General features: G+C 72.7%; 21 protein-coding genes. 10 read left to right on the top strand and 11 right to left on the bottom strand.

Features of this window, described 5'->3' with window-relative positions:
- Window positions 1-13: 13 nt before the first annotated feature.
- The gene (locus IH61_RS0124275; RefSeq protein ID WP_031073305.1) at window positions 14-367 is read right to left on the bottom strand and encodes a VOC family protein; all 354 of its coding nucleotides are present in this window, start codon (window positions 365-367) and stop codon (window positions 14-16) included.
- Window positions 368-783: 416 nt separating this feature from the next.
- Between IH61_RS0124275 and IH61_RS0124270 the strand changes: the two genes are divergently transcribed.
- Window positions 784-1,149: a hypothetical protein gene (locus IH61_RS0124270; protein ID WP_051837831.1), complete on the top strand. Its 366-nt coding sequence runs from the start codon at window positions 784-786 to the stop codon at window positions 1,147-1,149.
- Between the two features lie 4 nt (window positions 1,150-1,153).
- Here the strand turns inward: IH61_RS0124270 and ligA are convergent, their stop codons facing one another.
- From ligA to IH61_RS0124250, 4 genes are all read right to left on the bottom strand, one after another.
- Complete coding sequence (gene ligA, locus IH61_RS0124265; protein ID WP_031073300.1) at window positions 1,154-3,196, bottom strand: NAD-dependent DNA ligase LigA; 2,043 nt, start codon at window positions 3,194-3,196, stop codon at window positions 1,154-1,156.
- A gap of 143 nt (window positions 3,197-3,339) precedes the next feature.
- The gene (locus IH61_RS0124260; RefSeq protein WP_031073298.1) at window positions 3,340-4,173 is read right to left on the bottom strand and encodes an AfsR/SARP family transcriptional regulator; all 834 of its coding nucleotides are present in this window, start codon (window positions 4,171-4,173) and stop codon (window positions 3,340-3,342) included.
- Window positions 4,174-4,346: 173 nt separating this feature from the next.
- Window positions 4,347-5,003, bottom strand: coding sequence for a ScbR family autoregulator-binding transcription factor (locus IH61_RS0124255; protein WP_031073296.1), 657 nt, complete (start codon window positions 5,001-5,003; stop codon window positions 4,347-4,349).
- A 299-nt stretch (window positions 5,004-5,302) separates the two neighbouring features.
- Complete coding sequence (locus IH61_RS0124250) at window positions 5,303-5,707, bottom strand: RidA family protein (RefSeq protein WP_031073292.1); 405 nt, start codon at window positions 5,705-5,707, stop codon at window positions 5,303-5,305.
- A gap of 244 nt (window positions 5,708-5,951) precedes the next feature.
- Here IH61_RS0124250 and IH61_RS43155 point away from each other — a divergent pair, with 244 nt between their 5' ends.
- A complete protein-coding gene (locus IH61_RS43155; RefSeq protein WP_158845255.1) occupies window positions 5,952-6,599 on the top strand; it encodes a C40 family peptidase in 648 nt (215 codons plus the stop codon).
- An 18-nt stretch (window positions 6,600-6,617) separates the two neighbouring features.
- Here the strand turns inward: IH61_RS43155 and IH61_RS0124240 are convergent, their stop codons facing one another.
- The gene (locus IH61_RS0124240; RefSeq protein WP_051837829.1) at window positions 6,618-7,112 is read right to left on the bottom strand and encodes a MarR family winged helix-turn-helix transcriptional regulator; all 495 of its coding nucleotides are present in this window, start codon (window positions 7,110-7,112) and stop codon (window positions 6,618-6,620) included.
- 93 nt (window positions 7,113-7,205) lie between these two features.
- Between IH61_RS0124240 and IH61_RS0124235 the strand changes: the two genes are divergently transcribed.
- A complete protein-coding gene (locus IH61_RS0124235) occupies window positions 7,206-7,619 on the top strand; it encodes a VOC family protein (RefSeq protein ID WP_031073286.1) in 414 nt (137 codons plus the stop codon).
- On the opposite strand, the gene thrS is transcribed toward IH61_RS0124235, so the two are convergent.
- The gene (thrS, locus tag IH61_RS0124230) at window positions 7,613-8,869 is read right to left on the bottom strand and encodes a threonine--tRNA ligase (RefSeq protein WP_031073284.1); all 1,257 of its coding nucleotides are present in this window, start codon (window positions 8,867-8,869) and stop codon (window positions 7,613-7,615) included. The two genes, IH61_RS0124235 and thrS, sit on opposite strands and share 7 nt — an antisense overlap.
- A 214-nt stretch (window positions 8,870-9,083) precedes the next feature.
- Window positions 9,084-9,872, bottom strand: coding sequence for a leucine-rich repeat domain-containing protein (locus tag IH61_RS0124225; protein WP_420713997.1), 789 nt, complete (start codon window positions 9,870-9,872; stop codon window positions 9,084-9,086).
- Between the two features lie 107 nt (window positions 9,873-9,979).
- Between IH61_RS0124225 and IH61_RS0124220 the strand changes: the two genes are divergently transcribed.
- Complete coding sequence (locus IH61_RS0124220) at window positions 9,980-10,759, top strand: alpha/beta fold hydrolase (protein ID WP_031073280.1); 780 nt, start codon at window positions 9,980-9,982, stop codon at window positions 10,757-10,759.
- Between the two features lie 57 nt (window positions 10,760-10,816).
- Here IH61_RS0124220 and IH61_RS0124215 read toward each other — a convergent pair whose 3' ends face one another.
- Window positions 10,817-12,163, bottom strand: coding sequence for a serine hydrolase domain-containing protein (locus IH61_RS0124215; protein WP_158845250.1), 1,347 nt, complete (start codon window positions 12,161-12,163; stop codon window positions 10,817-10,819).
- 263 nt (window positions 12,164-12,426) lie between these two features.
- Here IH61_RS0124215 and IH61_RS0124210 point away from each other — a divergent pair, with 263 nt between their 5' ends.
- From IH61_RS0124210 to IH61_RS0124195, 4 genes are all read left to right on the top strand, one after another.
- Complete coding sequence (locus tag IH61_RS0124210; protein ID WP_031073276.1) at window positions 12,427-15,171, top strand: DUF6493 family protein; 2,745 nt, start codon at window positions 12,427-12,429, stop codon at window positions 15,169-15,171.
- 97 nt (window positions 15,172-15,268) lie between these two features.
- Window positions 15,269-15,550, top strand: coding sequence for a hypothetical protein (locus IH61_RS0124205; protein WP_158845247.1), 282 nt, complete (start codon window positions 15,269-15,271; stop codon window positions 15,548-15,550).
- Between the two features lie 104 nt (window positions 15,551-15,654).
- Complete coding sequence (locus tag IH61_RS0124200; RefSeq protein ID WP_031073272.1) at window positions 15,655-15,960, top strand: antibiotic biosynthesis monooxygenase family protein; 306 nt, start codon at window positions 15,655-15,657, stop codon at window positions 15,958-15,960.
- 125 nt (window positions 15,961-16,085) lie between these two features.
- Window positions 16,086-17,042, top strand: a complete 957-nt coding sequence (locus tag IH61_RS0124195) for an SDR family NAD(P)-dependent oxidoreductase (RefSeq protein WP_031073271.1) — start codon at window positions 16,086-16,088, stop codon at window positions 17,040-17,042.
- A 6-nt stretch (window positions 17,043-17,048) separates the two neighbouring features.
- Here IH61_RS0124195 and IH61_RS43150 read toward each other — a convergent pair whose 3' ends face one another.
- Window positions 17,049-17,990, bottom strand: a complete 942-nt coding sequence (locus IH61_RS43150; protein WP_158845244.1) for an ArsR/SmtB family transcription factor — start codon at window positions 17,988-17,990, stop codon at window positions 17,049-17,051.
- Window positions 17,991-18,149: 159 nt separating this feature from the next.
- On the opposite strand from IH61_RS43150, the gene IH61_RS0124185 reads away from it, so the two are divergent.
- A complete protein-coding gene (locus tag IH61_RS0124185) occupies window positions 18,150-18,539 on the top strand; it encodes a hypothetical protein (RefSeq protein ID WP_031073267.1) in 390 nt (129 codons plus the stop codon).
- A 70-nt stretch (window positions 18,540-18,609) separates the two neighbouring features.
- Here IH61_RS0124185 and IH61_RS0124180 read toward each other — a convergent pair whose 3' ends face one another.
- The gene (locus IH61_RS0124180; protein ID WP_031073265.1) at window positions 18,610-19,098 is read right to left on the bottom strand and encodes a carboxymuconolactone decarboxylase family protein; all 489 of its coding nucleotides are present in this window, start codon (window positions 19,096-19,098) and stop codon (window positions 18,610-18,612) included.
- 107 nt (window positions 19,099-19,205) lie between these two features.
- Between IH61_RS0124180 and IH61_RS0124175 the strand changes: the two genes are divergently transcribed.
- Window positions 19,206-19,938, top strand: a 733-nt coding sequence (locus IH61_RS0124175) for a pirin family protein (protein WP_051837826.1), incomplete at its 3' end; no start/stop codon positions are given.

The following is a 19,938-nucleotide window of genomic DNA, read 5'->3' as shown; positions in this document are numbered from 1 at the left end:
TGCGAGGAGGCCGTCAGACCGACTGCCACAGCTCGATCCGGTTTCCCTCGGGATCCGTGACCCAGCCGAAGCGACCGACGCCCTCCATCTCCTGGATCTCCTCGGACACTTCGGCTCCCCCGGCTCGGAGCTGGGCCAGCATCGCGTCCAGGTCACGGACCCGGAAGTTGAGCATCGTCTGCTGGGAGCGGGACCCGAAGTAGTCCGTCCCGGACTCGAACGTCGCGAACACCGTCGGCCCGGCCGCCTGACGCCACAAACCGTACTCATCGGCGTCAAGTCCCAGACACTCGCGGTACCAGGCGTTCAGACCCTCCGGGTCGGCCGCCCGCAGGAAGTACCCACCGATCCCCAGCACACGTTCCATACCGCCATCCTGCCAGGACGGCGCTTGGGCGGGCCGGCACCACCACGCCCCGCTTCGGACAGGGGGCTGATCGAAACACTGGAGCCGCCACCCGCTAGCCTTCATCCCTTCGGGCGCCGTCAGGGCCTGGAGTCCAAAATGGTGAATGCCGATGACACTTGGCGAACTGCCTGTCGTGTGGAGCCTGCCTCCTGAGGACGCCCGAGCCGGATGGCGGGCCTTGTGGTGGAGCGTCGGACCGAGCGATGAACTCGCGGTGATGCTGATCCAGGAACGGAATCTGAGCTGTTCCCCGCACGTCAAGGGATGGGCCGGATGGCGCGTGGCGGCTCCGTGCGACGGCGTACTGGTCGTGATCTCGGGCGGAACGGAACACCGCGCCCCCGTGACCGGTATCCCAGCGTGGACGGCTGCCCGTGTGGCCCCTCGGCGGCAGCGCGGGCGCCACCGAGGAGGCCGCGGCCTGGCTCGCCTGGTACAGCCACAAGGGTGCTTTCCTGTCCCGAGTCGATCCCGCCAGCGGCGACATCACCAGCTACCGCAACCCGCTGAGACGCATCGACGGCATCGCCGTACGCGGCACCCGGATGCTCCTCACCCACCAGTTCCACAACCGTCCCGTCCTCGAGCTGAGCCGCGCGGAGCTCATCGACGACGCCTGGGTGGTCAGCACCCAGGAGAAGCTGCGACTACCGGACCAGGTAGTCATGTGCTGCGCCCAGGGCCGCGACGGTGTCCTCTGGCTCCGCGTCGGCGACAGCTGGACACAGGTCGAAGCTTGACCCCTCAGGCGAGGTGTTCGGCGACGAGGGTGGCGAAGTCCTCCGGGGTCATGATCGGTACGCCGAGCTCCTCGGCCTTGGCGCGCTTGGAGCCGGCCTTCTCGCCCGCGACCAGCAGGCCGGTCTTCTTGGAGACGGAGGAGGATGCCTTGCCGCCCGCGCGTTCGATGAGTTCGTTCATCGCGTTGCGGGAGAGTTCGGCGAGGGCGCCGGTCATGCTGCCGGTGACGACGACGCTCTGTCCGGCCAGCGGGCCCGCGTCGGTCGTCGCTGCCTCGCCCGGCTGCTCCTGGGCGGATGCGGCTGCGGTCGGCTCGGTGACCTGGATGCCCACGCCCTGTGCCGCGAGGCGGTCCAACAGCGGTGCCACGTCGGCGAGTTCGGACAGGACCATGGCCGCCTTCTCGGTGCCGATGCCGTCGACCCCGGCGAGCGCCTCGGCGTCGGCGGCGCGGATGGCGGCCATGCTGCCGAAGTGGGCGGCGATCCGGCGGGACATGGTGCGCCCGGTGCCGCGGATGCCCAGGGCGCAGAAGACCCGGTTGAGCGGCCGGGTGCGGGCGGTCTCGATGGCGGCGAGCAGTTTGTCGGCGCTGGTCTCGCCCATCCGCTCGAGGGTGAGCAGCTGCTCCCTGGTGAGGGTGAACAGGTCGGCGAGGTCGGCGACGAGGCCCGTCTCGACCAGTTGCACGGCCCGGGTGCCGCCGAGGCCCTCGATGTCGAGCTGGTCGCGCCCGGCGGCGTAGATCACGGAGGCGACGGCCTGGCAGGCGCGGCCGCGCACGCAGCGCCAGCGCTGCTCGGAGGTGTCGATGGCGTCGCCGCAGCGGGGGCAGACCTCGGGGAAGACGATGGGCTGCTCGGCGCCGGTGCGCTCCTCGACCAACGGCGCCTCGACGCGCGGGATCACGTCGCCCGCGCGGTAGACGAACACCTGGTCGCCGATCATCAGGCCGCGCCGCTCGATGTCGGCGGGGTTGTGCAGCGTCGCGTACGTGACGGTGACACCGTCGATGACCACCGGTTCGAGGACGGCGCGGGGCGCGATGATGCCGGTGCGGCCGACGTTCCACTCCACGCCGAGCAGCCTGGTGACCTTGTGCTGGGCCTGGAGCTTGCGGGCCACGGCCCAGCGCGGCGCCCGGGAGCCTGAGCCGGCGGCCTCCTGGTCGGCGACGGCGTCCGCCTTGATGACGACGCCGTCGATGCCGAAGGGCAGGGCGGCGCGCAGGGCGGCGATCTCGTCGATGCGGCGCTGAACCTCCTCGAGGGTGGCGCAGCGCAGGGGCGCGGCCTCGGTGGTGGCGGCGGTGTTGGCGCCGAGTTCGGCGATCCGGGCGAGCAGGGCGGCGTGGTCGAGGCCGGGCAGGCCGTGGGCGTCGTAGCCGAAGAAGGTCAGCTCGACGCGGTAGGCGCGGTCCTTGGCCCGCAGGGTGCCGGCGGCGCCGCTGCGCGGGTGGGCGAAGGGGGTGGCGCCGTGGGCGGTGCGGGCGGCGTTGGCCGCCTCGAACTGCTCGTGGGTGAGCAGCACCTCGCCGCGCAGCTCGACGTCCACCGGCTCGGCGAGCCGGGCGGGCAGGCCGAGCACCGCCTCGGCGGCGGCGGTGATGTCCTCGCCGGCCAGGCCGTCGCCGCGGGTGAGCACCTGGGTGAGGCGGCCGGCCCGGTAGCGGGCGGCGACGGCGAGGCCGTCCAGCTTCGGCTCTACGCACCAGGCGGCGACGGGCCGGCCGAGGCGGCGCTCCAGGCCGGCGGCCCAGGACTCCAGCTCCTCGACGGAGAAGACGTTGTCGAGCGAGAGCATCGGGGTGCTGTGCGGCACGTCCCCGACGGCCGCGCCGCCGGCCACCTTGCCGGTGGGCGACTCGGGCAGCACCTCCTCGGGGTGGGCCCGCTCGTACGCCTCGATGGCCCGCACCAGGGCGTCGTACTCGTCGTCCCCGAGCGGCGTGGAGCCGTCGCCGTAGTAGGCCCCGGCCGCGCGCACGGCGGTGGAGACGGCGTCGGCGTACTGCTGCGGGGTGGCCAGGGAGGCTTCGTCGTTCATGCCGACATCATCGCGAGTCGCACTGACATCCGGGCTCGGGCCCTGCTCGACCTCACCGCCGGGCGTGTCCCGGCCCCGGCGCGGACATCCTGCCCCCGTTCCCCCGACCGACCCGCACGCCCGACCACCTCGGTCAGCGGCTGTCAGCCGACCCGGCTCAGCCTCGCCGTCCGACCGCCCGCCTCGCCGGGTTCGGCGGGCTCCCGCTCGGGGCCCGCGAGCAGGATGGCACGCTGGAGGCGACTCAGCCCGGTGCCCGGTTCCATGCCCAACTCCCGTACCAGGGTGGAGCGCAGGCGCTGGTACGCCTCCAGTGCCTCGCCGCGTCGGCCGGAGCGGTGCAGGGCGATCATGTACTGGCTGTGCAGGCCCTCGTGGGTGCGGTAGCGGTCGACGAGGACGGTGAGTTCGGCGATCAGGGCGCGGTGGCGGCCGAGCCTGAGGTCCGCCTCGATCCGCTGGTCCAGCGCGTACAGCCGGGACTCCTCCAACCGCTTGGCCTCGACGGCGAGTTGGCCGCCGGTCGGCACGTCGGCGAAGGCCGGGCCGCGCCACACGGCCAGGGCTTCGGCCAGTCGGCTCGCGGCGAGCGCGTGGTCCTCGGCGTCCATGGCGCAGTAGCCGAGCCCGGCCAGCCGCTCGAACTCGGCGACGTCCGCCGCTCCCCCACCCCCGTTGAGCCGGTAGCCGCCGGGCGAGGTCGCCAGCACGTCCTTGGCGCTTGCCCCCTCTCCCGTGCCCGACGCGAGTGCCCGGTCGATCAGTTCGCGCAGTTGCAGGACGTACGTCTGCACGGTGGTGCGGGCGCTGCGCGGCGGACGGCCGGACCACAGCTCCTCCGCCAGCAGGGAGGCCGGGACCACCTCGCCCACCCGCAGCGCCAGCAGTGCCAGCACCTGCCGGGGCTTCGGCGCCGACGGCACCACCGAGAGCCCGCCCACCCGGACGTCCAGTTCCCCGAGCACCCGAATTTCCACGTTGACCATCCCCCACACCACACGGAACGCCGCAGGCGAGTACGCCGCGGCCGGCACCCGGGTCGACACCCTGAGGCAGCTGCGACCAGTGAAAAACAGGTCATGCGGTTTGTCAACAGAAAACCGAACGTACTGTTTGTTTTTGAGGGAGGATCAGAAGCGGTCGGATGCGGTCAGATACCCGGGGCGGCCTCGCGGGAAGCCTCCACCTCGGCCACCACCTGGGCGCCGCGCTCCGGCCCCATCCGCAGGGAGGCGAGCACGCCCGGCACCGCGATGCTGGGCATCAGGTGCCGATAGAGCCCCGACACCCGCTCCTCCAGGTCCGCCCGGGCGGACAGCTTCTGCGACTGGATCTGCACGCCCGTCCAGGCCGCGATCATCAGCCAGGCCGTGTCCGCCGCGACGACGTGCGGCAGCAGCTCGCCGCGCTCGCCGGCCGCGACCAGCAGTTCCTCCATCCGCCCGATCCAGCCGGGGATCGCGCCGCCGAGGTCGTCCAGCACGTCCTGACCGAGCGAGAGCCGGGCCCCCGCACTGAGCAGCGGGTCGCGCGGCATCAGGTGGGCCACCACCATACCGGTGTCCACGAACTCCTGAAGCTTGCAGGTCCGTTCGGGCACGCCGTCCTGGGTGAACTGCTCCTCCACCACACCCTGGGCGAGATCCCGCTTGGAGGCGAAATGGAAGTACACCGCACCCCGCGTCACGCCGGCCCGGGCGACCACCTCGCCGATGGTGGCGCCCTCGTACCCGTGCTCGTCGAAGACCGACGCCGCGGCCTCCAGGATCAGCCGACGCGTACGAACCGCCCGCTCCTGCCGCACCACCGCAACCACCCCGCCCTGAGCCGTCCCTCAAACAAAACCAAACCAACCACCCCGTATCTTAGCGACGGGCCGCCCGAAGGCGACACGATCAACCTGCTCGATCGCCACATCCGTATCTCTGCCCCCACCAGCCCCTTTCTCACAGGGTTCTCAGGAACCTCACAGCCGCCAACCTGTGGGGAAATCGAGGGGCGCACCGTTCGGCGACGGGCGCGCACCCCCCGGCCAACCTTATGGATCCGACCATAAAACCGAACGATCGGTTTCATTTCTCGGATTCAGGCCGCCCCACCTGCTTCTCAGCCCAGAACCGCCATGGCCTCCACCTCCACCAACTGGTCGTGGTAGCCGAGCACGGCCACCCCGAGCAGGGTGCTCGGCGCGTCGTGCTCGCCCATGTACGCGCGATACACGTTCCACACCTTCACCAGGTCGGCCTGGTTCGAGGAGGCCACGTACACGGTGGTCCTGGCGATGTCGGTGAGCCCTGCACCGGCACCCTCCAGCACGGTTATCAGATTGCGCATCACCTGGTGGGCCTGGGCCTCGAAATCGCCGACCGCCACCGTCCTCCCCTCCTCGTCCAGCGGACAGGCGCCGGCCAGCCAGAGCGTGCGGACCGGAGCCTCGACCAGCGCCGCATAGGCGTAGTCGACGGCGGGAGTCAGCCGGGAATTGCGGATCAGCTTCACATGCGAGCTCATGGGGCCTCCGATACTCGAGGAACGACAGGACGACAGGACGACAGGACCGAACGTTCGCGCCCATGGTTGGCCTGACCTGGCCGACGGTCAATCGGTTTTCGCACGAACTCCCGTTCCCCGTAGGGCCGCTGCGCCAGCGATTCACCTGCACGGGTGATGGCGGCCGGGCCCGCCGACCCGGAATCCTGGTCCCTTCCGCACCGCACCCCCGGGGAGTCGAGCGATGGAGCCGATGGAGTCACCGATGGAATCCCGGCAGCCCGGCGACGACCGATCCCCCGGCGTCGACCGCCGCCGCATGCTGGGCCTCGCCCTCGGCGCCGGGCTCGCCCCGGCCCTCGCCGCCGCCCCCGCCCAGGCCGAACCGGCCCAACCCACCCGGCCTGCCGACGCCGGCGCCCGCGCCGAGGACACCACGCCCGCCGCCGCCCTGGGCCGCCGCGTCGCCGCCGTGGCCGCCTCGCAGCTCGGCGTCCCGTACGCCTGGGGCGGCGGCGACCGCCTGGGCGCGAGCCTCGGCTTCTGCGACGAGGAGAACGGCTACCTCGACGGCGTCTGCCTCGGCGAGAGCACCGTCGGCTTCGACTGCAGCGGCCTCTCCCTCTACTGCTGGTACCGCGCCAGCCACGGCACCGTCGAGCTGGGCCACTACACCGTCGCCCAGTTCCACCGCAGCGCCCCGGTGGAGCGCCCCGACCTCGCCCCGGGCGACCTGCTGTTCTTCTCCCGCCCGGACGCCCCGCTGCACCATGTCGGCATCTACGCGGGCGAGGGCGCGATGATCCACGCCGAGCGCACCGGCACCCTGGTCGCCCGGGTCGAGCACGTCCTCGACGTACCGCGCTGGGCGGGCGAGTTCGCCGGAGCACGACGCCCCGCCCCGCCCGCCTGAACGGCCCCTGCAGCGCCCCTACACCGCCCCGCGCCGCTCCCCCAGCCCCACGTGCACCCGCAGCAGCAGGGACTGCAGCACCTCCCGCTCCCCCGCGTCCAGGGGCGCCAGCACCTCGTCCTGCACCTCCCGCGCCTGCTCCTCCAGCTCCGCGAGCAGTGCCCGCCCCGCCCCGGTGACGGACACCGACACCCGCCGCCGGTCCGCCGCGTCCCGCGCCCGCTCGACGTACCCGGCGGCGGCGAGCTGGTCCGCCACCTTCGCCAGGTCGCTCGGGTCGATGCCCAGCCGCCCGACCAGGTCCCGCTGCGCCTGCGGCCCGAAGTCGGCCAGCGCGGCCAGCACTGCCATGTCCCAGAGCCGCAGCCCGCGTTCGGCCAGCCGCTCGGTGAGCCTGGCACGCGCGGCCTTGCCGACCTTCGAGAGCAGGTACGTGCTGAGGTCGAGCAGCGTCGGCGGCAGGGCGTCGCTCGGAGGCAGGGGGTGACCCGGAGGCGGGGCGTCGGAAACCATGGCGACAGTCTAGGGTCCACCCCTATAGTGGGTGCCAACCCACTAATTCGCCCCGGCGGCCGCAACCGCCCCGCCCGACCCAGGAGTTCGCCCGTGGACGCCCTCTACCCCCGCCTGCTCGTCACCCGCTTCGCCGAGTGCTTCGCCTTCTACCGCGCCGTCCTGCCCGCCCTCACCGGCGCCGCGCTCGTCAAGGGCGCCCCCGAGGGCCCGTACGCCAACTGGGAGGACGTCGACGACCAGGCCGTCCTGGTGCTGTACGACCGCGCCGCCATGGCCGCCGACCTCGGCACCGCCCATCTGCCCACCCGGCCGGCCGCCGACGCGCAGGACGCCGCGATGCTCGTCCTGCGCGTCGGCGACGTGGACGCCGCGCTCGACCTGTGCCTTCGCAGCGGCGGCGCCCTCGTCGCCCCGGCGACCGACCGACCGCAGTGGGGCCCCAACCTGCGCAGCGCCCACCTGCGGGACCCGGAGGGCCACCTGATCGAGCTCCAGTCCTACTGACCGGCGCCGTCCCCCTCCCACAGCTGCGGCGCGCACTGCTCCACCAGGGCGCCGATCCGCGCCAGGGCCTCCTCGGCGGGCATCGGGTCGAGCCGCCGGCCGTCCCGCAGCCGCAGGGCGACCCGCCCGTCCACCGCCTCCTTCGCCCCGATGACCGCCTGGTACGGCACCAGCCTGGCCGCCCGGATCCGCGCGCCCAGGCTCCCGTACTCGGGCCCGGCCACCTCGGCCCGCAGCCCGAGCTCCAGACAGCGCCGCCGCAGCCGCTCGGCCTGCTCCACCTCCGCCTCGGAGATCGGCACCAGGACGACCTGGACGGGCGCCAGCCAGGCCGGGAACGCACCGCCGTACAGCTCGATGAGGTGCGCGACGACCCGCTCCACGCTGCCGATCACGCTGCGGTGCACCATCACCGGCCGGTGCTTGAGGCCGTCCGGGCCGATGTAGTGCAGGCCGAACCGCTCCGGCTGGTGGAAGTCGATCTGGACGGTGGAGAGGGTGAACTCCCGCCCGGCGCCGTCGGCGATCTGCACGTCGATCTTGGGCCCGTAGAACGCCGCCTCTCCCTCCGCCGCCTCGAACGGCACCCCGGAGCGCTCCAGCACCTCGGTCAGCAGCGCGACCGCCCGCTCCCACAGCGCCGGATCGGCCACGTACTTGCCGCCCTCGCCGGGCAGCGAGAGCCGGTAGCGCACGGGCACCACGCCCAGCGCCCGGTGCGCCTCGCGGATCAACTCCAGTGCGGCCACGGCCTCGTCGGCCGCCTGCTCCGGGGTGCAGAAGACGTGCGCGTCGTTCAGCTGGATCGCCCGGACCCTGGTCAGCCCGCCCAGCACCCCGGACAGTTCGGAGCGGTACATGCCGCCCAACTCCGCCATGCGCAGCGGCAGTTCGCGGTAGCTGTGCGAGCGGGAGCGGTAGATGAGGGCGTGGTGCGGGCACAGGCTCGGCCGCAGCACCATCTCCTCCACGCCGAGCCGCATGGGCGGGAACATGTCCTCGCGGTAGTGCTCCCAGTGGCCGGAGATCTCGTAGAGGTCGCGCTTGCCGAGCACCGGGGAGTAGACGTGCCGGTAGCCGGCCAGGCGTTCGCGCTCGCGGATGAACTCCTCCAGCGCGTGCCGGATCGCGGCGCCGTCGGGCAGCCAGTACGGCAGGCCGGAGCCCATCAGGGGGTCGGTGTCGAACAGGTCCAGCTCGCGGCCGAGCTTGCGGTGGTCGTGGGCGGCCTGGGCGTTCGCGGGGTTCATCGTGTGGTCTCCACTCAGGTGTGACCGCGGGGGCGAGTGGAGCCGGGAACGACGAAGCCCCGGGGCACTCGGCCCCGGGGCTTCGGACTAGGTCAGCAGTCAGCGCACCGGGACTCTCTCCGGCGTCGTCGTGACGAGTGCAGCGCGCTTCATGGCGTCCACGCTAGCAGGCCGCGCGCCCGCTCGGCGATCTTTTCCCGCAGGTCGGTTCGGGTCAGTAGAGGACCACACACCCGCGCGCCGCCAGCACGTCGAGCAGCGCGGCCGGCAACCGGACGTCGTTCCACCGAAGATCCAGCTTCTCCAGCGCGGGCAGTGCCCCCGGCTCCGCCAGCCAGTCCGGCAGTGCGGTGATCCGGTTGGACCGAAGGTCGATACGGCGCAGCAGCGGCAACCCGGCGAGCGCGTCCGGGAGTTCCGTGAGGGCGTTGTCCCGCAGCTCCAGCTCCCGCAGTTCGGTCAGACCCGCCACGGACTCCGGCAGGGCGGTCAACTCGTTGCCGCGCAGCCACAGTTCGCGCAGGGCGCGCAGGCGGCCGATCGACTCGGGCAGCTCGGTGAGCCCGTTGTCCTGGGCGCGCAGCTCGATCAGTGCGGTCATCTCGCCGATGGCGTCCGGCAGTTCGGTGAGCGGGTTGTCGCCGACGTTGAGGTAGCGCAGGGCGGTGAGCCGTCCCAGGCTGTCGGGCAGGGAGGTCAGCGCATTGTCGTGGACGAAGAGGAAGTCACGCAGCCCGGTCAGGTCGCCCAGCTCCTCGGGCAGCCGGGTGAGCCGGTTGTGCCCGAGGTCGAGCAGGCGAAGGTTCTTCAACCGGCCGATTTCGGAGGGCAGTTGCTCGATCCCGGTGTCGGCGAGGATGAGGACGGTCAGGTCCGTGCGGTCCCACACCTCGGCGGGCACGGCCTCGAGCGGCTGCCGCCACAGGTTGAGCACCACGTCCGCGCCGTCGTTCATCGTCGTCCTCGCCTCGGCCTCGCCCCGCCGGTCGGCGGCTGCGCCCACTGTACGGAACGATCGTTCGGGTGAGGTCCGGTGTGTCGCGTTTGGCGCCCGGCCCGGCGAGGCAGAACCACCGCCGTGCCCGACAACCCGACCGAGGAGAGCCGACCTTGACCGCCGTCCCCCTGCCGCACACCCTCATCGGCCACGGCCCTCACCACGTGATCGCCGTGCACGGCTGGTTCGCCGACCGCGGCGCCTACGAGCGCATGCTGCCCGACCTCGACCTCGACGCCTTCACCTACGCCTTCGTCGACCTGCGCGGCTACGGCGAGGCCCGCGACCTGCCCGGCCGCCACACCACCACGGAGGGCGGCGCGGACCTGCTGGCGACGGCGGACGCCCTCGGCTGGGACCGCTTCTCCCTCATCGGGCACTCGATGGGCGGATGCATCGTGCAGCGCGTCCTCACCCTCGCACCCGAGCGCGTACGGCGCCTGGTCGGCATCGCCCCGGTTCCGGCCTCCGGCGTCCCGATGCCGCCCGAGCAGTGGGAGCTGTTCGCGGGCGCCGCCGACCTGCCGGAGAACCGGGCGGCCATCATCGACATCACCACGAGCGGTGTGCGGCCGCGCGCCTGGGTGGCGCGGATGCTCGCCCAGTCGCTGGGGCGCAGCGACGTCAAGGCGTTCCGCGCCTGGCTGGACTCCTGGGCGCTCGAGGACTTCCACGAGGAGATCGCCGGACTCCCGCTGCCGGTACGGGTGTTCGTCTGCGAGCTGGACCAGGCGCTCACGGGCGAGTTCCTCCGCGGGACGTGGCTGCGCCACTACCCGAACGCCACCGCCGTCGACCTGCCCGCCACCGGGCACTACCCGATGGAGGAGTCGCCGCTGCAACTCATCAGCGCCATCGAGGAGTTCCTTGGCGAGGACGACGGCGAGGGCTGAGCGGGAGGGCTGAGCGGGAGGCCGCCGCGCCCGACCGGGGGCGCGGCGGCACCGTCATCAGCCCTTGGCCCCGCCGCCCTTACCCTCGCCGCCCTTGCCGCAGAACACGTCCTCCAGCAGCCCGAACTGCGCGCCCATCTGCGCGTAGACCTGCTGCGGGTCGCCCTTCGGCGTCGTCGACACGGCCAGCCAGCGGTTGCCCGAGGACCACATCTGCGACAGGTACCCGGGCATCGAGCCGTCGTGCCCGTACACCGGCCCGCAGCTGAGGTCGACCCGGGCCAGCCCCAGCCCGTAGTTGGCGGTGCTCGGCGAGCCGTCCGGGGTCATCGGGATGGTGGTCCTCATCGCCGCCATCTGCTCCTGCTTCAGCAGCCGCCCGGCCAGCAGGGCCTTCTCGAAGCGGATCAGGTCGTCGGTGGTGGAGATCAGCTCACCGGCGGAGGTCGCCCAGGTGACGCTCTGCTCGCTGATGTCGTAGTCGGTGCGCGGCGCGGTCGGCCCGGTGCCGTCGACCAGCGTGACGTAGCCGTGGGCGTGCGGGCCGCGGATGTCGGTCGAGGCGCCCGGGAAGTACGTCCTGGTCAGGCCGAGCGGGCGCAGGATGCGGGCCTCGATCTCGCGGGTGTAGGCGTTCCCGGTGACCTTCTCGATGACCATGCCGAGCAGGATGAAGTTGGTGTTGGAGTAGTGGAAGGAGGTGCCGGGCGCGAAGTACGGCGCGTGCGCCGTCGCGGCGGCCACCACCTTGTCGCGCGGGACGCTGTCCTTGAAGCCGCCGCCCTCGATCCACTTTCGGGCGTCGGCGACGTTGGTGAACGTCGGGAAGACGCCGCCGTCGGGCTCGTTGGTCGGGTCCCAGACGCCGGAGCTGTGGTTGAGCAGCTGGCGGATGGTGATGTGCGCGCCGTTGGGGACGAGCCCGGGCAGGTAGCTCTCCACCGGGTCGTCCAGGCCGATGCGGTGCTCGCCGACGAGCTGCAGCACGGTCGTCGAGGTGAACACCTTGGTGATGCTGCCGACCCGGTACCGGCCGTCCGGCCGCACCGGCGCGCCGGTCCTGAGGTCGGAGACGCCGGAGCCGGCCCGCCGCACCCCGTCCTCGTCGACCACCTCGCCGAAGGAGGCGGCCGCCCCGGCCGCCGTCACCTTCCGCAGGCCCGCCCGCAGCCGGGCCCCGAGGTCGCCCTGGTCGTTGCTGCCCTGGCTGTCGGCCGCCAGGCTGTCGGCTCCCTGGCTGTACCCGTCCAGACCGATCAGGGCGTCCTGCCCGGAGACGATCAGCTTCGGCGGAGCCTGCACCGGCCCGGGTGTCGGCACCGGAGCCGCCGACGCCGAGGCGACGGGCGCCGCCAGCGCCACACAGATCGCCGCCACCAGCACGGACACCCTACGACGCGCCATGAATCCCCCCATCACTGCGGCAGGCTCCCCGCCTGCCGTCCTCGCCCAGCCTCTCCGCTGCCTCCCCGGCGGTCATCGGTCGCCGGGAGGAGGCTGTTCTCCGCCCTGCAGCCGAGCACCGCCTACGCCGCTCGGACGAGACGCCGGCCTCCAAACCCCCCTGACGGTCAGTTGATCAACCACGGCCCGGACACCTGCCCGTCCGACTGTCAGTGCGGGGCGCTATGTTCACGAACGTCAGTCGGACCGGATGAGGGGGCGCAGTGACGGATCTCAGGACCGAGGCGATCAGCTGGGAGGAGCTGCGCGCGCTCATCGCCGCACGGGTGCCCCAGGGGGTGATCGAGCGGCTCTCCGACGTGCCCGCCGCCGAGCTGAGCCATGTCCGCGCCCCGCTGCGAAAGCTCCGCACGAAACTTTCGCGCGAGCTCTCCCAGGAAGACATGAACCGGTACTCCGCCGCCTACGACCAGCTCGCCGCGCTGCAGTTCGCCGGGGTCTTCTCCGCCGCCACCCCGGTCCAGGCCCTGGACTGGCTGACGAACCGCCGCCTGCTCGACGTCACCTGGCCCCTGCCCGGCGGCGGCTCCACCAACCCGGACTGCCGCGCGCTACTGCTGGCCCTGATCGCGCCGCACCGCGACCAGGCGTTCCACCGGGAACTCGCGGTCCGGCTCGCCGAGTGGCTGCCTGCCCGCGGAGACCGCGACCGCTGGCTGATCACCCACGGCCTGGCCGTCTGGTCGGGCGCCGAGGTACCGGCCACCGACGGGTACGTGATCGGCTGGGTGCGCGAGGGCCACTACATGCGCTCCGGCTTCCACGGCGGGATCGGCGAGTGGTTCGCCGAGCGGGGCCTGCGCGAGCCGGTGCCGCACCACAGCACCCTGCTCTCCTGGCTGCGCGCCCAGCCCCGGCTGGGCGACTTCGTCCGCCGCCTGTTCGAAGTCCCGGACGTCGGCACCGAGTTCACCTATTTCTCCGACGCCGAGTTCGAGCCGGACAATGCCTGGCCCAAGGCACTCACCGCCCTCACCCGCGAGGGCCTGCTCAACCGCACCGAACTGATCGACCTCTGCCTCGGCCGACTACTGCGCGGCGACCGGCCCGGAAACCTGCGCGGATTCCTCCAGTTGTACGCAGCCCTGGCCCTCGACGACGAGGAGGTCCTCGCCCGGGCCCGCGACCACGTCCGGCTGGCCGCCGACGGCTCGCCGACCGCCGCCAAGGCGGCCCAGGCCGCGCTGCTGTCCGCGGACGACCGCCTCCCCCTCGACGTGTTCACCGAGCTGACGGCCGCCGTCCTGGCCCGCCCGGAGAAGGGCCTCGCCACCACCCAACTGAGCCGCGTCGAGGCCACTCTGCGCCGCGCCCCCGCCACGGCCGAGGTCCTGCTGCCCGCCGTCTGCGTGGCCTTCGCCCACCCGGCCCCGGCCGTCCAGGAACGCGCCCTGCGCCTGGCCGCCCGGCACCTGCCCACCGTCGCCCCGGCCACCGCCGAGGCCGTGCGCGCCGCCGCCACGACCCTCAGCCCCGCCCTCCAGCCAGACGCCCACCACCTGCTGGCCACCGAGGCTCCCACCACCGAACCGCAAAGCCTCGCCCCTCACCCCGGCAAGAGCGCGCTTCCCGCCGCCCCCTCCGGCCCGACCGAACTCGCCGAGCGGCTGGCGGCGCTCCTGTCCGACCCCGTTCCCGACCCCGGCGAGTTCGAGGTGGTGCTGGCCGCCCTCGTCCTCGAGCACCATCGCGACGCCAAGGCCCTCCGGCGCGCTCTCGAGCCGCTCCCCAGCCACCATCACCGCGATGCACCGCGATGGGTCGTGCAGGTCAGGAGCGTCGACGGAGCGCTCCTCAGCCTCCTCCACGCCCTGACCGGCCGAAGCTACCGATCCGCGCCGCTCGCGGCCGAGCTGCTCGACCACCCGGCCCACCTGCGAACGCCGGCGGCCATTGCCGCCTTGCGCGCGCTGGAAGTCGCCACCTTGTTCGCCGAATCACCCGTGCCGGTCCTGCTCGCCACCCCGACCGCCGCCGACGGCTCCGTCGATCCGGCGGTGTTCACCGACCGCCTCACGGCGTACCGGGCCGCCGGAGCACTGCCCTGGCCCGCCGACCTGGCTCAGGCCCTGCTCCGCCTGCCCCCGTCCGCCGTGACCGCCGCCCGCGCCGCAGCCGCCGAACTCGGCTGCGCACTGCCGCCCGACACCCCGCCGCCCGCACCGGACGCGTTCCACACCCAGTCCCCAGGCCAGCCCGAGCAGGTCGCCCCGTACGGCTGGGCTCCCGCGACGCTCCCGCGCATCGCACCGTACGTCCACGCCCCGGGGCCCGGCGTCGACGGCGTGACGGGCCTGCTCCACCTGCTCCCCGACCCGGCCGACACCGGTCACTTCAACGGTTTGCAGACGCCGAACGGCGTCCAGCTCGCCCAGCTGCCCTGGACCGCCCCCTGGCACCCGGAGACCGTGGCCGCCCACGGCCTCCCCTCCCTGGTGTTCCAGACGATCACCTCCAGGGAAGGTCACACCCTCAACCCCCTGTTCCCCCTTCTCGCAGAGGTCGCGGGCGAGCCCGGGCCCGTGACCCACCTGGCGCTCGCCTACGGCCTGGCGGCCACCCGGGCGGAGAGCCGCACCGCCGCACTGGACGCCCTGCTGACGCTCAACGCACGCGACAGGCTGCGCCCCGAGCTGCTCGGCCGGTGGACGGCCGAGCTCTGGCGCCTGACCGCCGCCAAGCCGAACCGCTTCCTCCCCGTCCTGGCCGACGCCGCACGCGGAGGTGCGGCCCGGCCGGTCTGGGAGGTGCTCGCCGCCCTGATCACCGAGCTCGCCGCCCACCCCGCCCTCCGGGGTCTGCCCGACGCCCTCGTCCTGGCCGCCGAGTGCGCGGCGGCCACCGGCATCCGCACCACCCTCCCCGCCCTCGACGCCCTCACGGCCCCGACCGCACCCCGCCGCGTCCGAACGGAGGCCGCCCGGCTGGCCCGCATCCTCACCTCCTGACCCAAGAAGCGCCGGAACCCGACCGGGAAACAGCACGGTTGGCGTCGAGTGAGCGGAGCTGATCCGGACGCGACACAGCCGGGGGGACGAGGATCTGATGCCGACAGCCATGGACTGGGCGAAGAGCCGGTCGACGCAGGGGCCGTTGCGCTTCATCCGCCTCATCCCGCCCCCGGAACAGCCCGGCATACCCGACCCATCCGACCCATCCGGCCCGGTCGACCCGTCCGGCCCGCTGCCCGCCGCCGGGACGCCCTGGGGCCTGCGACGGGCCCGCGTGCTGCTGCCGCTGCTCACCTTCCCCTCCTGCCCCGGGTCCGCTTCCTGGAGCTGCGCCGCAGCCCGGACGCGTACGTCCGTCATCTGCGCCGGTACCTGACGAAACGCTTCCGCTCCGAGCTGGCCCGAGAGCGTAGGACGGACACCTACAGCCCTGACCGGGCCCGGCCAGGCAGGCCGACTGGCCCCTCTAGGATGCGTTCCATGATCCTTGAAAGCGCACTGCTCGACGTCCGGCCCGGGCGGGAGGAGGAGTTCCTCGCCGCCTTCGCGCAGGCCCGGCCGTTGATCTCGGTCCAGAAGGGCTTCCGGTCGCTGGAGCTGCGGCGGTGTCTGGATGAGGGGAGCGGTTCGCGCTTCCTGCTGCAGGTGGAGTGGGAAACACTGGCCGACCACACCGAGGGCTTCCGCCGCTCCGCCGAGTACGAGCAGTGGCGGGCCTTGCTGCACCACTTCTACGCGCCGTTCCCCACGGTCGAACACTACGGGGAACCGCTGCTGACAGCGTGAGACCGTGCTGTCAGTGATCTGCGGGTCATCTGCGGGTGATCTGTGGGTGATCCGACGGCAGCCCCTGCGAGCCTCTGTTGCAGGCCGCTCGACCGCGAGCGGCCTGCAACAGAGGAGTCGCCGCCGTGCCGTCCGTCGCATCGCCCACCACACCCTGGAACCACCACCGCCTGCCGCGTGCGGACGGCAGCACCTTCCTCGTCACCGGCGGCAACGCGGGGATCGGCTACTTCGTCGCCGAGCAGCTCTCCACCACCGGAGCGACCGTCGTCCTGGGCAGCCGGAGCCTCGCCAAGGCGGAGGCCGCCATCGCCTCCGTCCGCGCCCGCGTGCCCCAGGCCCGCCTACGCGCCGTGCGGCTGGACCTCGCCGACCTGTCCTCGCTCGCGACCGTCGCCGAGTCCCTGGGCACGACGTCCCTCGACGCCGTCGTCCTCAATGCCGGGGTCGCACTGGACGACCCGCCGCGCCAGGAAACCGCCGACGGCCACGAGTTGATGTTCGGCACGAACCACCTCGGCCACTTCGCGCTGACCCGGTGGCTGATGCCCCTCCTCGAAGCCGCCCCGGCAGGTCGCGTCGTCACCATGGGCAGCTTCGCCGCGAAGTCCGAACGCCTGGACCTGAACGACCTGCAGTCCCGGGACGACTACCGCCCCAAGCGCACCTACGGCCGGTCCAAGCTGGCCCAGATGCACTTCGGGTTCGAACTCGACCGCCGCCTCCGAGCCGCCGACAGCACGGTCGCGAGCATCGTGGTCCATCCCGGCGGCGCCCTGGACGGCCTCACCCCCTCGCGTCCGCCCGTGCACACCCGCACACCGGGCGCCCACCTCCGCGCGGCGCCCGCCGGCGTCCTCGTCCAGGGCAAGGACGCGGGCGCCTGGCCCGCCGTCCGGGCGGTCCTCGACCCGGCCGTACGGGGAGGAGACCTGTGGGCGCCGCGCGTCTTCGGCCTGCGCGGCCGGCCCAGGCGCGAGCCGGTGTGGGCCCACCTCGCCGACCCCGTGGTCGCCGCTCACCTCTGGGACGCCAGTTGCCGCCTCACCGGCGCCGATCCGCTGGCCGCCCTGCTCACGTAGCGGGGGTCACAACGGGTTGGCCGCGAGCAGCCCGACCCCGAGGGGCGTGAGGGAGTGGACGACCCGCTGGCCGTCCCGGACGGAGGTGATCATCCCGCCGGCGCGCAGGGTGGCCGCGTGCTGGGAGGCCGCGGGGGCGCTCACCCCCAGCCGGACGGCGAGTTCGGTGGTGGTGCAGCCCGTGCCGATCGCGCGCAGGGCGGCGGCCTTGCCCTTGCCGACGAGCGCCGTCAGGCCGTCCACGCGAGCGGGCGGCGGCCGGACGGCCTCCGAAGCCGTGTACACGAAGAGCGGCTGCTGCCAGGGGCTGGCGATGGCCGGGGAGAGCATCCCCCCGAGGAACAGGTTCGGGGACAGGACGAACCCGGCCTCCGCCGTCCGTTCCATGCCTTCCGGAACCTCCGGGGCGAGGCCCGCCAGGGTGAGTTCGAAGCGCGTCGGATCGCTGAAAGCCCGGTGGATGCCGACCAGCATCCGGCCTGTCCCCTGCTCGCCCACGACGCCGCGGCGCATGCAGACGTCGGCGTTGAGCAGCTTCACCATGTCGGGCCAGTCCTCGGCCAGGCAGGCGCCGTACAGGGCGTGGAGCCCGCGTAACAGGCGCCTCAGCTGCGCGGCGCCGCCGTCCAGCAGCTGCGCGACGGGCTTCGGCACCGGCCCCAGTTCCGCGTACCGGGCCAGTTCTCCCTGCAACTGGTCGGCGCCGACCGCACCGATGACGTCGAGTTCGTCGGCGATCGAGATACCGGCGGCGTCCATCGGCATCGGCGGGGTCAGGAAGTCCGGGAGGTAGAGCGGGTTGGCCATGACCAGGTCGATCAGCGGCCGCGCCCGGGCAGGCACCCGGGACCGGACCGCGCGCCACCACCGCCGCGCGGGAAGCGGGGCCCCGCTGTCCTGCTGGAGCCCGATCAGCAGGTGCTGGACCGGTGAGACCGCGAACCGCACGTCGGCCAAGTCCCTTGCCGCAAACGCCAAAGCCACCCTCATGCCGCCGCTCCCCCGGTTCGCTTAAGGCCAGACCTTAAAAGCTGTCCGTCCTCGGACAAGGCGACCAGCATCTACCCCAGACGCCGCTACTGTCAGAACTTCCGAAGGGGAGAAAGCATGCGCATCGGCAGGAAGACCAGGGTCGGCCTGGTCGCCACGATCGGCACCGCCGCCGTCCTCGCGCTGGGCGCCAGCCCGGCCTCCGCCGTCCAGGGCTACGTCCAGTACCCGATCGGCAGCGGTTCCTGCGCGGGCTACGAGGAGATCCAGCCCACGTGGGTCGACGGCGGCTGGCACGACATCATGGAGAACAACCCGACCCAGGCATCGGCGACGGACCCGTACCGGTGCCTCTTCACCCTGATCGACAACGGCGGGGAGGTCTGGCGCTCCTCCGGCGCCGGGTCCGGCTGGTGGCCGGACGGTCCCACGCACCACATGCAGGCGTGCGCCGAGCGCTGGTACAACACCGTCCTTCTGAGCCGGGACTGCGGTCCGATCAACTGACCGCGACCGCCCGGCAGCCGGGGCCCCACCCCCGACTGCCGGGCACCCACCGTCTCCGCCTCCTGGGCGATCAGTGCGAAGCCGGGCGCCTCACCGGATGCTTGCTCATGATCGACACCCGGTTGAACGAGTTGATCGTGATCGCCACCCAGATCGCCGCCGACAGCTCGTCCTCCGTCAGCACCTCGCGCGCCACGGCGTACGCGGACTCCTGCAGCGCCGCGTCGGCGGGCGAGGTGGTCGCCTCCGCCAGCTCCAGCGCCGCCCGCTCGCGCGCGGTGAACACCTCGGTGTCCCGCCAGGCCGCGAGCACCCCGAGCCGCTGGGTGGTCTCCCCGGCCCGCAGCGCGGCGCGGGTGTGGACGTCCAGGCAGAAGGCGCAGCCGTTGATCTGCGACACCCGCAGGTTGACGAGTTCGACGAGCACCCGGTCCAGCCCGGCCTCGGCCGCCGCCGTCCGCGCCGCCTCGGCAGCGGCCACCAGAGCCTTGTAGGCTCCCGGGGTCTGCTTGTCGATGAACACCCGCCACTTCGCCGGGACCACCGTCACCTCGTCCACGAACCGCTCCTCCTCGACATGATCGCTTGGATCACTTCCGCTGATCAGCATGCCCGTGCATAATAGTTGAAAATCGAACGATCTGCAGGCGGAAGGACACACCGGCGATGAGCACCCCCGGCGACCTCACCATAGAGCCCACCGAGGCCATCGAGGCCATCGAGATCCTCACACCCCGGGACGTCCCGCTCGGCGGCCCCCGCGCCATGACCGTCCGCCGCACCCTCCCCCAGCGCAACCGCAGCCTGATCGGCGCCTGGTGCTTCGTCGACCACTACGGCCCCGACGACGTCACCCTCAGCGGCGGCATGGACGTCGCCCCGCACCCGCACATCGGCCTGCAGACCGTCAGCTGGCTCTTCAGCGGCGAGATCGAGCACCGCGACAGCCTCGGAGTCCACGCCTACGTCCGCCCCGGCGAGATCAACCTGATGACCGCCGGCCACGGCATCTGCCACTCCGAGGTCTCCACCCCGGCCACCACCCAACTGCACGGCGTCCAGCTCTGGGTCGCCCTCCCCGAGCAACACCGCGACACCGCCCGGGACTTCCACCACCACACCCCCCGCCCCGTCCCCCTCGACGGCGGCAGCGAAGCCCGCGTCTTCCTCGGCACCCTCGCCGGCGACACCTCCCCCGTCCCCACCTTCACCCCCCTCCTCGGCGCCGAACTCACCCTCGCCCCCCACGCCACCGTCACCCTCGACGTCGACCCCACCTACGAACACGCCCTCCTCGTCGACCAGGGCGAAGTCCACCTCGACACCACCCCCGTCCCCACCGCCCACCTCGCCTACGCCTCCCCCAACCTGTCTCTTATACACATCTCCGCGCCCCCCA

Origin of the sequence: Streptomyces sp. NRRL WC-3742 (genome assembly GCF_000720635.1) — a bacterium.
Lineage (GTDB): Bacteria > Actinomycetota > Actinomycetes > Streptomycetales > Streptomycetaceae > Kitasatospora.
Note: the sequence above shows the minus strand (reverse complement) of the source record. Positions and strands in the feature narration are given on the sequence as shown.